The organism is Achromobacter sp. AONIH1, assembly GCF_002902905.1.
Taxonomy (GTDB): Bacteria; Pseudomonadota; Gammaproteobacteria; order Burkholderiales; family Burkholderiaceae_B; genus Achromobacter.
This window is the reverse complement of record NZ_CP026124.1, coordinates 778,635-791,938: the sequence shown is the minus strand read 5'-3', so window position 1 is coordinate 791,938 and position 13,304 is coordinate 778,635. Positions and strand designations below refer to the sequence as shown.

8 protein-coding genes and 1 CRISPR repeat array (1 of these 9 only partly in view) are annotated in these 13,304 nt (G+C 61.9%); of the genes, 7 read left to right on the top strand and 1 reads right to left on the bottom strand.

Annotated features, from left to right (window positions below; all coding sequences use genetic code 11):
* The first annotated feature begins 156 nt into the window (after positions 1-156).
* From metK to cas3f, 3 genes are all read left to right on the top strand, one after another.
* Positions 157-1,320: a methionine adenosyltransferase gene (gene metK / locus C2U31_RS03600; protein ID WP_103271590.1), complete on the top strand. Its 1,164-nt coding sequence runs from the start codon at positions 157-159 to the stop codon at positions 1,318-1,320.
* Positions 1,321-1,605: 285 nt separating this feature from the next.
* Complete coding sequence (cas1f, locus tag C2U31_RS03595; RefSeq protein ID WP_103271589.1) at positions 1,606-2,607, top strand: type I-F CRISPR-associated endonuclease Cas1f; 1,002 nt, start codon at positions 1,606-1,608, stop codon at positions 2,605-2,607.
* Positions 2,604-6,098, top strand: a complete 3,495-nt coding sequence (gene cas3f, locus C2U31_RS03590) for a type I-F CRISPR-associated helicase Cas3f (RefSeq protein ID WP_103271588.1) — start codon at positions 2,604-2,606, stop codon at positions 6,096-6,098. Before cas1f ends, cas3f begins: the two co-directional genes overlap by 4 nt.
* A gap of 55 nt (positions 6,099-6,153) precedes the next feature.
* Here cas3f and C2U31_RS03585 read toward each other — a convergent pair whose 3' ends face one another.
* Positions 6,154-6,393 (bottom strand): BrnA antitoxin family protein, encoded by a 240-nt coding sequence (locus C2U31_RS03585; RefSeq protein ID WP_233772630.1) that lies wholly within the window; start codon positions 6,391-6,393, stop codon positions 6,154-6,156.
* 745 nt (positions 6,394-7,138) lie between these two features.
* Here C2U31_RS03585 and csy1 point away from each other — a divergent pair.
* From csy1 to cas6f, 4 genes are read left to right on the top strand one after another with little or no spacing between them, the layout of a single operon-like run.
* Entirely contained in the window at positions 7,139-8,542 is a 1,404-nt protein-coding gene (csy1, locus tag C2U31_RS03580; RefSeq protein ID WP_103271586.1) for a type I-F CRISPR-associated protein Csy1, read from the top strand.
* On the top strand, positions 8,536-9,615 hold the full coding sequence (gene csy2, locus C2U31_RS03575) for a type I-F CRISPR-associated protein Csy2 (RefSeq protein WP_103271585.1): 1,080 nt from the start codon (positions 8,536-8,538) through the stop codon (positions 9,613-9,615). The genes csy1 and csy2 overlap by 7 nt, the downstream gene beginning before the upstream one ends.
* 55 nt (positions 9,616-9,670) lie before the next feature.
* Positions 9,671-10,696 carry a type I-F CRISPR-associated protein Csy3 gene (csy3, locus tag C2U31_RS03570; RefSeq protein ID WP_103271584.1) on the top strand — a complete coding sequence of 342 codons (1,026 nt, stop codon included), beginning with the start codon at positions 9,671-9,673 and terminating at the stop codon, positions 10,694-10,696.
* A gap of 5 nt (positions 10,697-10,701) precedes the next feature.
* Positions 10,702-11,268, top strand: a complete 567-nt coding sequence (gene cas6f / locus C2U31_RS03565; RefSeq protein WP_103271583.1) for a type I-F CRISPR-associated endoribonuclease Cas6/Csy4 — start codon at positions 10,702-10,704, stop codon at positions 11,266-11,268.
* Between the two features lie 130 nt (positions 11,269-11,398).
* Positions 11,399-13,304: a CRISPR direct-repeat array (repeat unit 28 nt; unit sequence GTTCGCTGCCGCACAGGCAGCTTAGAAA) (it continues 696 nt past the right edge of the window).

Here is a 13,304-nt window from a genome sequence, read left to right as displayed (position 1 = left end):
CAACTTGCGGGGCGACGACAGGGGCCATGCGCATTGCGCGGCGCCTGCCAAATCCGCTAAAGCGTCGCGCCCAGATAGCGTCATGCCATGCAGTCCGGGGTGCTACGCGCCTTGTGAACCAACGCCTGCGTCAAGCGGGCAGCAAAGGACGCATCTGTGGCCAACAACGACTTCCTCTTCACTTCCGAGTCCGTCTCTGAAGGGCATCCCGACAAGGTAGCCGACCAGATCTCCGATTCGATCCTGGACGCCATCTTCACGCAGGACCCCAACGCCCGCGTGGCGGCCGAGACGCTGTGCAACACCGGCCTGGTCGTGCTGGCCGGTGAGATCACCACCACCGCCAACGTCGACTACATCCAGGTCGCGCGCGACACGATCCGCCGCATCGGCTACGACAACACCGAGTACGGCATCGACTACAAGGGTTGCGCGGTGCTGGTCGCCTACGACAAGCAGTCGCCCGACATCGCCCAGGGCGTGGACCGCAGCTCCGAGGACTACCTGAACCAGGGCGCCGGCGACCAGGGCCTGATGTTCGGCTACGCCTGCGACGAAACCCCCGACCTGATGCCCGCGCCGATCTGGTACTCGCACCGCCTGGTGCAGCGCCAGAGCGAGCTGCGCAAGGACGGCCGCCTGCCGTGGCTGCGCCCGGACGCCAAGTCGCAAGTGACCTTCCGCTACGTCAACGGCCGTCCGGTGGAAGTCGACACCGTGGTGCTGTCGACCCAGCACGCGCCCGAGATCTCGCAAGCCGCGATCCGTGAAGCCGTCATCGAAGACATCATCAAGCCCAGCTTCCCCGAAGGCCTGATCACGCCCCAGACCAAGTTCCTGGTCAACCCGACCGGCCGCTTCGTCATCGGCGGCCCGCAAGGCGATTGCGGCCTGACCGGCCGCAAGATCATCGTCGACACCTACGGCGGCGCATGCCCGCACGGCGGCGGCGCGTTCTCGGGCAAGGATCCGTCCAAGGTCGACCGCTCGGCCGCCTACGCGGCCCGCTACGTGGCCAAGAACATCGTGGCCGCCGGCCTGGCGCGCCAGTGCCAGGTGCAGGTCAGCTACGCCATCGGCGTGGCCGAGCCCATCAACATCACCGTCTACACCGAAGGCACCGGCGTCATCCCCGACGACCAGATCGCCAAGCTGGTGCGCGAGCACTTCGACCTGCGTCCGAAGGGCATCGTCAACATGCTGGACCTGCTGCGCCCGATCTACACCAAGACCGCCGCCTACGGCCACTTCGGCCGTTCCGAGCCGGAATTCTCGTGGGAAGCCACGGACAAGGTGCAGGAACTGAAGAAGGCGGTTTAAGCGCTGCTTGCTTGCATCGGACAGCGCGGCTGTCCGGCAAAGCCCCGACATTGGTAACGGTGTCGGGGTTTTTTGTTGTTCGAGATTTTTTGTCGTTTGTGTGGAATGGGACTCTCCGCTCGCGATCCATGCAGAGCATGCCCAGCCCGTAGTGATGGAAATCAAGCCATCGGCATCCGTTCGGCGTTCAAGATGTTTTTCAGATTCTTCCCATGATCGATGCCTTGACGCTGTGCGACGGAATCTGTTTGACTGGCCCTCGTCCGAATCTGCAACGGGGAAAGCATGGAAGCGATACGCGCCGCCGATCTCAAGAGCATTCTGCATTCCAAGCGCGCCAACATCTATTACCTGGAACATTGCCGGGTGTTGATCAATGGCGGCCGCGTCGAGTATGTGACGGATACGGGCAAGAAACAGCTGTACTGGAACATTCCCATTGCCAATACCACCAGCATCCTGCTCGGGACGGGCACGTCCGTCACGCAGGCGGCGATGCGCGAGTTGGCCAAGGCAGGCGTGCTGGTCGGTTTTTGCGGCGGCGGAGGCACGCCGCTGTTCAGCGTCAACGAGCTGGATGTCGAGGTGGCCTGGTTCGCACCGCAAAGCGAATATCGGCCGACGGAATACTTGCAGGCCTGGGTCCGGTTCTGGTTCGACGACGGGCTGCGCTTGCATGCCGCCAAGCAATTACAGGCTGCGCGGCTGCAGTGCCTGCACGCCGCATGGACCACGCGCGCCACGCGCGAGTCCGGTTTCGAGGTGGACGGCGAACGTCTGACGGCGCTGCTGCGGCAAGCCGGTACGCAGATCGACAATGCGCCGGACGTCACCGCGTTGCTGGTCGGCGAAGCGCAGCTGACTAAATCACTGTTCAAGCTTGCCGTCGATACGGTGGGCTACGGCGACTTCACCAGGGCCAAGCGTGGTAGCGGCACGGATATCGCCAACCGTTATCTAGACCATGGCAACTACCTGGCATATGGTCTGGGCGCAACCGCCACCTGGGTGCTGGGTCTGCCGCATGGCCTGGCCGTCCTGCACGGCAAGACGCGTCGTGGTGGTCTGGTGTTTGATGCCGCGGACCTGATCAAGGACGCCGTGATATTGCCGCAAGCCTTTCTGTCGGCCATGCGCGGCGACGACGAACAACAGTTCCGTCGGCAATGCATCGAAGCGCTGACGCGCAACGAGGCCCTGGACTTCGTCATCGACACGCTCAAGCGCATCGCGTTGGAAACATCGCGCCTGGCGGCCCCGGCGGATAATGTGGAATCCCGGCCATGAACGTGCTTTTCGTGTCCCAATGCTCCAAGCGCGCGCTGACCGAGACGCGCCGCATCCTGGATCAGTATGCCGAGCGGCGCGGAGACCGTACCTGGCAGACGCCCATTACCCAGGCCGGCCTGGACGCCGTGCGCCGGCTGCTGCGCCAGCGCGCGCGCAAGAACACTGCCGTGGCCTGCCATTGGATACGCGGCCGCGACCATAGCGAACTGCTGTGGATCGTCGGCGATGCGCGTCAGTTCAACGCCGTGGGCGCCGTCCCCACCAACACCACAGCCAGCGATGTGCTGCGTGTCGAAGACGAAAGCCACTGGCATCATTTGCCGCTGATGACGGCGCTGACCGCGCTAGCCGCCCTGATGCACGATTTGGGGAAAGCGACGCAGGCGTTCCAGGATCGCCTCAAGCAGCCTGGCTTGCGGGAGCGCAATCACTATCGTCATGAATGGGTGTCGGTGCGCCTGTTCCAGGCCTTTGTGGGCGATGACGACGATGCGGGTTGGCTGCGTCGGCTGGCCGCTAGCGCCGATGCGGACGCGCAAGCACAGGCTTTCGAGAGGCAATGGCTGGATACCGAAGGAGGCCGCCTGTTGCGCGACGGTATTGACGAGCCGCAGGCTGGAGAATGCCTGCCTTTCGCCTCGTTGCCGCCGTTGGCTCAGGCCGTGGCCTGGCTGGTGCTGACGCACCATCGTCTGCCATGCAAGCCGGTATCGCAGGACAGCGGCAGCATCGGCGAGGATATCGATCAACCGCAGTATCGCTGGCGGCGCTTTGGCGCCCATCCCCGGTTCGTGAACGCTGCCGAGCTGCACGGGCTGTTGCAGCGCATCAGCGCCGATTGGAATGAACCTCGCGAGGATGCACCTATTTCCAGCGTGCACGCCCACTGGCATTTCCCGCTGGGGCTGCCTGTTGGCACGCTCGCATGGCGCAAGCAGGCCGCACGCTATGCACGCAAACTGCTGGAGCTGCCGCGGCCGTCGGACTGGGACGCGGCAATGACAGACCCATTCGCGATACACGTCTCGCGCATGTGCCTGATGCTGGCCGATCATTACTACTCGAGCATCGAGGACGAAGCGCAGCGCAAGCCCTACCGCAATGCGAGTTATCCGCTGTACGCCAATACGAGCAGAAACCATGATGCGCCAGCTGGGAAGGTCCTGTTCAACCAGACGCTGGACGAACACCTGCTCGGCGTGCAGGCCCATGCCACATTGGTGGCGCGTTCGCTGCCCACGCTGACGCGCAGCCTGCCCGCCTTGCAAAATCACCGTGGCCTGAAAAAGCGCAATTCCAATCCACGATTCCAATGGCAGGACAAGGCGGCCGACCTGGCCGCCGGCGTGCGTGAGCGCGCGCAGCGCCAGGGTGCGTTCATCGTCAACATGGCGTCGACCGGCTGCGGCAAGACGCTGGGCAATGCCCGCATCATGAATGCCTTGGCCGACCCTGGCGTGGGCATGCGCTGCGCATTCGCCATTGGCTTGCGCACACTGACCTTGCAGACAGGGCGCGTGTTTCAGAGGGATCTGGGCCTGGGCGATGAGCAGCTGGCCATCAAGGTCGGCGGCGCCGCCAGCAGCGCCTTGTTCGAATACTGGGAAGCCCGGGCCGAGGCGACGGGCTCGGCCTCGCGCCAGGCGCTGCTCGACGAAGGCGGGCAAGTTCTGTTCGAAGGCGACGACCGGCATCCGCTGCTGCAACGTCTGACCGACGATGCCCAGGTTCGCTCGCTGATTGCCGCGCCCGTGCTGGCCTGCACCGTGGACCACCTGACGCCCGCCACCGAGAGCCTGCGCGGCGGCCGCCAGATCGCGCCCATGCTGCGGCTCATGACCAGCGACCTGGTGCTGGACGAACCGGACGATTTCGACATGGCCGACCTGCCCGCGTTGACGCGGCTGGTGCATTGGGCGGGATTGCTGGGCGCGCGCGTGTTGCTGTCCTCGGCCACCTTGCCGCCGGCGCTGGTCGAGGGACTGTTCCTGGCCTATCGCGCCGGACGCGAGGTGTATCAGCGTCATCGTGGCGAGCGGCCCGGCGAGTCCGCCGCCATCTGCTGCCTGTGGATGGACGAGTTTCAGCAGCAGGAGCAGGATTGCGCCGACGCGCAGGGTTTTCGCGCCTGCCATGAACGCTTCGTGGAAAAGCGCGTGGCCCAGCTCGCCCAGGCCGAGCCGCGCCGGCTGGCCGCCATTGTGGCGCTGCCAACCGAATGGAGCGGAATGAACGAAGCCGATCGCCGCCGCGACTTCGCCCGCTATGTGTTGGCGCAGGCCTGGGAACTGCATCAGCAGCCCCACAACCATGGCGTCGATCCCGCCAGCGGCAAGCGCGTGAGCTTCGGCCTGGTCCGCATGGCGAATATCGATCCGTTGTTCGATGTGGCGCTGGCCATGTATGCCCAAGGCGCGCCCGCGCCCGGCGTGCGCGTGCATATGTGCGTCTATCACTCGCAGTTTCCCTTGTTGGCGCGCTCCAGCATCGAGCGGCAGCTAGACACCGTGCTTGACCGCCGCGCCACGGATGGGATCGATCCGGTCTTCCGACAGCCGTCGATACGCGCCCTGATGGATGCCAGCCCGGAATCTCATCATCTGTTCATCGTCCTGGGTTCGCCGGTCACGGAAGTGGGGCGTGACCATGACTACGACTGGGCCGTGGTCGAACCCTCGTCGATGCGATCGCTTATTCAGCTGGCCGGGCGGGTGCGACGGCATCGGCCGGGCAAGGCGGGCGGGGTGAACATGCGGGTGCTGGACAGCAATCTGCGAGCCTACGAAAGGCCGTCGGGCAAGGCCGCCTTTTGCAAGCCAGGTTTTGAAATGGATGAGACCGGCGGCAAGACGGGCATGGAGCGTTACTTCCATTTGAAGTCGCATCAACTGCAATCGTTGCTGGCTCGGGAAACCGCCGGCGCGGTCATCTGGCCGGTTGATGCGCGCGCGCGCATCTCCGTCGTCAAGGAAGGGCTGCGCCCCACTCGCAATCTGGTCGATCTGGAACATGCGCGCATGCACGAAGCGATGCTGCCTCCCGCCACGGACAATCCAAACGCGCCGTCCGTGCAGCGTTCGGCCAGCCTGCATTGGGCCAGCAGCGAGAACCTCTGGCTGACGGGTCTGTTGCCGCAGTTCCAGCGCTTTCGCCATGATCCGGCGCCGCGCGTGGATGTCGCGCTGCTGCCTGACGATGAGGAAGAGCGGTTGTTGCTGCATCGCGTGGTCGATGAGCGGGATCGCAGGAAACCCCTGCACGTGCCGGTCGATGCGTTCCAGCGGCATTCGGTGCCGTTGGAGAGCATCGCGGTTGGCTGCGTCACACCGTGGCTGCGAGGCAGCTTGCTGGAGGATTTGATGACGCTGGCGCAGGAATTGGGGCAGTCGCTACCGGACTGCGCGCAGCGATACGCCATCGCCAGCCTGCCCGACAACGCAGGGCAGGGCTGGTGGTATCACGAGTGTCTGGGATTCAAGGCGAAATGATGAAGGCGACAGTGCGGGCGGGCCCGCGCGAGGCGGTGCGTAGACACCGCTCGCGTCAGGCGTCGGCCGCTTCGCGTTCGGCCTGCTCGATCAGCGTAGGGGAAACGCCATGGCGCTTGAGTGCTTCAACCAGCCGGGCGTGCGAGGCGGAAGCGAACTGCTGCTCGTCACGGCGCAAGCCTTCGCTGAGGTATGACTTGAGCAGGGCCTGGTATCCGGAAAAACCGCGTTGCGGCGCGATGGTCTTCATCGATTCGACCACGTCCACCGGAATGCGCAGCGTGATCGGGGTCATTGGTCGGTCTTTGGTCAGGCGGGATTTCAGGCGGTCACTCAACATAGCGGGACTCCCTCAAGGTTCTCGCGTGGCGCGCGGAGAAGATGTGGCGCGTTGTCGAAGGTGCACAAGTCACCGCGTGTGGAACGTTTCGGGAGCTTTGATGTGGTGCTCGCGCTTGTGTAACGCCCGTCAGAAAGCAAGGTCAACGGTACGGTTGCGTACTCACATCGTGAATACGTATTGACCGTAGGCACTCGAGATATCTGCCGTTGGTAGGCAAGCGAGGGGCGCCGGGCAAATAGATCTTTGATGAGTATCTTGTCTAACGTACGGACGGGACGCGCTTGGGCGAAATACCAGCAATTTGCGTGATGGACGACGTTTCCAACAAATTCAAGCTGCTTGTTCAGCAGAGAAGAATAGCCGCCGTGCAACTACGGTGACTTTTCTGAGCTGTCTTGCGACAGAGGCTTGCACGATACCACCCTTTCAAGCTACGATGAATTATTCATATTAATTTTTTGCCGCTGCGCAGCTACGCTGACTGGTTAAATTTTAAGATGTCGTGACGCAGTTCAGACCTGCGTCACGACATGTCAACAACGTGCTGTCGAGGCACCAACCAAAGAGAAGGAGGAATCGTGACAAGCAATCACGCGCTCAGAAGAGCTGTGACGGCTGAAACGCCGTAATCCATCATTCCCAGTCGGCTATTGCTGACTGGGAAATTATCTCCTTTTTTGCGTGAAAGGTATTCCCCATGTCCGATGTTCATGTAACAAGGCGCAAGGAACGCTTTCGTGCCGCAATCGACCAATTCTTGCTGGAGCGATTGCAGTCCAAGCTCGAAAAGCTAGGCCCCGATGACTCTCAACGCGAAGAGATCATTGCGGCGTATGCGCGTGACACATGGTTGCTCAGCGCAGCCAAACGTGTCGAACAAATCCAGGCAGTGACCCATTCCCTCAAGCCAGTACACCCTGACGCTCGAGGTACCAATCTTTATGTGGACCCTCGCGGCCTGCCTCCGTTGAAGGAACTGGGCAGCCATGTGTTGGGGCAGTCCTTCGTGGGTGATGTGGTCGGCAATGCCGCGGCGCTCGATGTGTACAAGCTGCTGAAGCTTGAAGTCGATGGTATTAGCTTGCTGACCGCATTGCTGACGAACGATGAGGCCGCACGCCTAGCCTTGCACGACAACCCGGCTCAAGCTCAAAGCTTGAGTGATGCATTCGTAGGGCTCACACAGCCACGTGCCGGCGCTCCCAGTTCGCATACGCGAGCCAAGCAGGTGTATTGGCTTGCTGCCGACGATCCGTGCACAGATGACGACTATGTGCTGCTGGCGCCCCTGCACGCCACATCTCTTGTCCATGAGTTGTACGCTCAAATTCAGGAGGATCGTTTTGGTGAGGTCAACAAGGCCGCGCGTCAGGCGCGGCGAGAGCGAAAGCCCCATGATGGCGTGTTTCGGGACTATCCGGGGCTGGCCGCACAGAAGCTCGGTGGCACCAAGCCTCAGAACATTTCGCAGCTGAATAGCGAGCGCGGCGGAGTGAACTATCTGCTCGCCTCGTTGCCACCGATGTGGAGCCGCACGAAGCTCTGGCAACCCGCTCACGTCGAATCGGTATTTGAAAAGCTCTATATCGTTCGTCCGGAAGTCCGCAGGGCAATTCGCGACCTGCGCGCGTTTCTTGCTACAGAGCCTGCGCCCAACTTGCAGACGCGCCAACGTCGAGATGCCTACATCGATGTTGTGGTGGATGAAATTGTGACGATGGCGGGTGAGTTCTTGCAGACATTTCCTGCGGGTTGGACGCGCGATGCCGAACGATTCCAGAAGCTGGCCCGAGAAGAACAGTTGTGGCTGGACCCATTGCGGGGGGAGTTGCCTGAAGAGTCGAAGTTCGCTCGAGAATGGCTGCTTATGACTTGGCCCAATGAGATTGGCCGCCGTTTTGCGAACTGGCTAAATCGCTATTTGTCTGCGCAATTGCCAGTTGGAGACGTAGAGGCGCGGCAGTGGAAAAAAGAACTGCTTGCCGACGAAGATGGATTCGTTCAGCAGCTTCGTGAACTGCGCAGGCAGCTGGATGCGTCTGATCGCATTTCGCGTCAAGACGGTGATTCGCCTACGGCAGGGCGGGGGGATGCATGGTGAATGCTCTCTTCTCCTCTGAAGCACTTCTGGTATTTCCCCACCTACGCATCCAAAACGCCAACGCCATCTCCAGCCCGCTGACGCACGGCTTTCCCTCCATCACCGCCTTCACCGGCCTGATGTGGGCGCTGGAACGCAATCTGGCCAAGGCCAAAGTCCCGCTGCGGCTGCACGGCGTTGGCGTGATCTGCCACCATCACCAGGAGCAGACGACGCAAGGCTACGTGCGTAGCTTCAACTTGACCCGCAATCCCGTGGACAAGGACGGAAGCACGGCAGCCATCGTCGAAGAAGGCCGCATTCATCTGGACATTTCGCTGGTCTTTAGCGTTTCGGAAATACGCACCACCGATACGGTGCCGAAGCTGCTGCGGGGCAACGAAACCGACACACAGAAATGGGCGAATACGGCAGGCGACGTGCTGGCGCAAATGCGTGTCGCCGGCGGCAGCCTGTTGCCTTCCCGTCCCGCACCTGGCCGGCGCGTGCGTCCTTGGCTGGCAGTCCTGGCAGACGACCCACAGGAGCGCGATAGGCAGTTCCGCCAATGGCGTCGGCAGTGGTTGCCCGGCTTCGCGCTGGTTGGACGTGATGATCTGCTGGCTGACCGGTTGCATCGTCTCCGCGAGCGCGATCCGCAGACGTCCCTGCTGGACGCCTGGCTCCATGCCTCGCGCTTCAACCATGAGCCGGTACCACTCCAGGACGGCGAACCCGCGCCAACCGATGGCAAACAGCGCTGGGCGGATCCCTGGCGCGGCGCCGGCAGCGGCTGGATCGTGCCGATACCGGTCGGCTATGCCGCGCTATCGCCGTTGCACGAAGCAGGTTCTGTCCTGAACGCCCGAGATGCCGCGACACCGTTGCGCTTCGTCGAATCGGTCTATTCCATGGGCGAATGGATCAGCCCGCACCGGCTCACGCACCTGGACCAGTTGCTCTGGCGCGCCGAGACCGACGAAGCCCTGGGCCTGTATCGCTGCCGCAACGACTATGCGCCGGATCCGTCGCAGCTTCCCGTCACGGATGAGACCGGGCAGGAAGATGACGACGAGATCTATCCCTATTCCTGAGCGTCGCCGCTCGTCCCGTTGATTTGAATACGCCATTTACAAGGATTGAATCATCATGTCGAACGCACTCAAGACCGCCTCCGTACTGGCCTTTGAACGCAAGCTGGATCCCTCCGATGCCGTCTTCCATGCTGGCAACTGGGAGGATCTGGCGAAATCCGCATCGTGGCCGCCCGTTCGGCTGCGCGAGAAATCCGTGCGCGGCACCATCTCCAACCGCCTCAAGGCCAAGGACCAGGATCCCGCCAAGCTCGACGCCGCGATAGAGAACCCCAACCTGCAAACCGTGGACGTGGCGACCCTGCCTGCGGATGCCGACACGCTCAAGGTGCAATTCACGCTGCGCGTGCTGCCCGGCACGGGCACGCCGTCCGCATGCAACAGCGCGGAATATCAGGCGAAACTCTTGCAGACCGTGCAGTCCTACGTCGCGGAGCACGGCTATGCCGAATTGGCCAACCGCTATGCGGCCAACCTGGCCAATGGCCGCTTCCTGTGGCGCAACCGGGTCGGTGCGGAACATGTGCGCGTGGATGTGGCGCGGCTCAAGGACGGCAAGGCTGACCAGCAATGGCGCTTCGATGCCCTGGCGCAGAATCTGCGCGCGCTTGATGCGTTGAGTGATGAGGTGAAGTCATTGGGTTCTGTGATCGCTGAGGGTTTGGCAGGCGGTCATGTGCTGCTGCAGGTCACGGCGTTCTTGCGGGTGGGTGCGGGGCAGGAGGTGTTTCCGTCCCAGGAACTGATCCTGGATCGCGGACGCGGCGACAAGAGCAAGACGCTCTACCAGATCGGCGAGAAAGGTCAGGAGATCGCCGCCATCCATTCCCAGAAGATCGGCAATGCCTTGCGCACTATCGATACCTGGTACGAAGGCGCGCACGATCTGGGGCCAATCGCTGTGGAACCCTACGGTTCGGTCACCACGCAAGGTAAGGCCTATCGCCAGCCCAAGCAGAAGCAGGACTTCTATACCCTGCTGGACGACTGGCTGCTCAAGGACAAGGCGCCGCCGACCGAGCAACAGCATTTCGTGATGGCGGTCTTGATCCGCGGCGGCGTGTTCGGCGACGCGAGCTGACCGCCATGACGACCCACTATATAGACATCACCTTGCTGCCCGATCCGGAGTTCAGCCACGCGCATCTGCTGGGGGCGTTGGTGGCCAAGCTGCATCGGGCCTTGGTGCAGCTGCAATCGGCAAGCATCGGGGTCAGCTTTCCCCAATACCGATTGCGGCCGCGCACCATGGGCTCGGTGCTGAGGTTGCACGGCGATCCCGATGCGCTTCAGGACCTGATGGCCTTGGCATGGCTGCAGGGCATGCGGGATCACGTTCGGCTGACTGACTTGGCACCTGCGCCATCCGACGCGCCGCGCTACGTGGTGCAGCGCCGTCAGTTCAAGACCAGCGCGGAACGCCTGCGCCGTCGCCGCATGCGTCGCAAGGGAGAAACGGCGGACCAGGCAGCCGCAGCCATTCCCGATAGCGTCGAGCGTCAGGTCGAATTGCCCTTCGTCCGTCTGAACAGCGCCAGCACCAGGCAGCCGTTCTGCCTGTTCATTGCTCAGGAGCGCGGGGAGGAGGGCGGGGCTGGTAAAGGGTTCAATTCCTATGGCTTGAGCCAGGGCGGTACGGTGCCGTGGTTTTGAACCCTTTTTTTGGGCGCGATTGGAAGGTCTGAAAAATCAATGGGTTAGGAATGTGCCCGGAATTTGGGTGTTGGTGAGGTTTTGAACGTTGTTTCTTTAAAAATCAATGGGTTAGTGGTTTTTGGCCATAGTTCGCTGCCGCACAGGCAGCTTAGAAATCCAGGTAGGCCAGCACGAAGCGGCCATCCAGGTTCGCTGCCGCACAGGCAGCTTAGAAATTTTCCTGGCGCTTCTCCACCGCTGGATCATCGTTCGCTGCCGCACAGGCAGCTTAGAAATTGCATGCAAGCTCAAGCAGGCGCGGCAACTCGTTCGCTGCCGCACAGGCAGCTTAGAAAGTTGAGTCATGCCGCGCTCCATGCTTGGGCACGTTCGCTGCCGCACAGGCAGCTTAGAAATGCATCCGGCCGGCAGCGAAGGCCGGATCCACCGTTCGCTGCCGCACAGGCAGCTTAGAAAATACCAGCGCACGCCAAGCGCGCAGAACGCCAGTTCGCTGCCGCACAGGCAGCTTAGAAAATGTACGGATCGGGCGGTGGCGCATCCGGATACGTTCGCTGCCGCACAGGCAGCTTAGAAATGTACGTGCAGTACGGCAAAAAGGTCATCCTGGTTCGCTGCCGCACAGGCAGCTTAGAAAAGTTGACGAACGAAAACGGCATTCCTTCAATGCGTTCGCTGCCGCACAGGCAGCTTAGAAAACCGTGGGAGCCCAGCAGCTCGCCTGTGCAATGTTCGCTGCCGCACAGGCAGCTTAGAAAGAAGCGACACGGGGACCGGAGTCGCACGCAGCGTTCGCTGCCGCACAGGCAGCTTAGAAAGCATGGCGTGGGCCACCGACGACCGCGTCGGCGTTCGCTGCCGCACAGGCAGCTTAGAAAAATCCGTCTGCACTGAGTTGCGCGTCTTCGGTGTTCGCTGCCGCACAGGCAGCTTAGAAAAGCAGAAAGGAAATGACGTGGAATACCGAGAGGTTCGCTGCCGCACAGGCAGCTTAGAAAGGAACACCATCGCTCTGCGTCGTGATGAACGCGTTCGCTGCCGCACAGGCAGCTTAGAAAATCGACAGCGCGGCCGCGCCAAGCCTTCTCGAGTTCGCTGCCGCACAGGCAGCTTAGAAAAAAACGGCCAGCTCGTCAGGCTGGGCCCGGACGTTCGCTGCCGCACAGGCAGCTTAGAAAGAACCAATCCGGCAAGCGTGATGCGTCGATCAGTTCGCTGCCGCACAGGCAGCTTAGAAAGCCGCGCCCCAGGCCAGCTCTGTAGCCGGGGAGGTTCGCTGCCGCACAGGCAGCTTAGAAAAACGCCTATTTTCGGGTTGGCCTATGTCGCAAGTTCGCTGCCGCACAGGCAGCTTAGAAAATCACCCCTCCTGCTGCTGAGAGGCTGCAATCGTTCGCTGCCGCACAGGCAGCTTAGAAAGTTATCGAGCAGCGTCTCAAGACGAGCGGCATGTTCGCTGCCGCACAGGCAGCTTAGAAATCCAGCAGCTCCCGTGCGATGCTGGTCATGGGGTTCGCTGCCGCACAGGCAGCTTAGAAAAGCGACAGCATGTTGCCGTATTGCTGGCGAGTGTTCGCTGCCGCACAGGCAGCTTAGAAATCAGCTTGAGTTCGGTAGTAATGCAACTTTGTGTTCGCTGCCGCACAGGCAGCTTAGAAAGCCGAGCAAAAGCGCTTCTGGGACATGCTGGCGTTCGCTGCCGCACAGGCAGCTTAGAAATCATCGCGCCAGCGGTCCCACAGGCCAGCGATGTTCGCTGCCGCACAGGCAGCTTAGAAATGGCCTACTTCGGCGTGCGCCTCAAGGGCAAGGTTCGCTGCCGCACAGGCAGCTTAGAAAAGGAGCCCACGCGCACGCTGAACCAGAACGCGGTTCGCTGCCGCACAGGCAGCTTAGAAAAAGCCGCGAGCGCCGATCACGACCGGCCGCAAGTTCGCTGCCGCACAGGCAGCTTAGAAAGTGCTGCCGCTTCTTTCAGGATTCGGGATGCGGTTCGCTGCCGCACAGGCAGCTTAGAAAATCGCAACCCACAT

What these genes read in the sequence shown, in the direction of transcription:
- cas1f (WP_103271589.1), top strand. Translation starts at nt 1,606, where the DNA reads ATGGAAGCGATACGCGCCGCCGATCTCAAGAGCATTCTGCATTCCAAG.
- cas3f (WP_103271588.1), top strand. Translation starts at nt 2,604, where the DNA reads ATGAACGTGCTTTTCGTGTCCCAATGCTCCAAGCGCGCGCTGACCGAG.
- C2U31_RS03585 (WP_233772630.1), bottom strand. Translation starts at nt 6,393, where the DNA reads ATGACCCCGATCACGCTGCGCATTCCGGTGGACGTGGTCGAATCGATG.
- csy1 (WP_103271586.1), top strand. Translation starts at nt 7,139, where the DNA reads ATGTCCGATGTTCATGTAACAAGGCGCAAGGAACGCTTTCGTGCCGCA.
- csy2 (WP_103271585.1), top strand. Translation starts at nt 8,536, where the DNA reads ATGGTGAATGCTCTCTTCTCCTCTGAAGCACTTCTGGTATTTCCCCAC.
- csy3 (WP_103271584.1), top strand. Translation starts at nt 9,671, where the DNA reads ATGTCGAACGCACTCAAGACCGCCTCCGTACTGGCCTTTGAACGCAAG.
- cas6f (WP_103271583.1), top strand. Translation starts at nt 10,702, where the DNA reads ATGACGACCCACTATATAGACATCACCTTGCTGCCCGATCCGGAGTTC.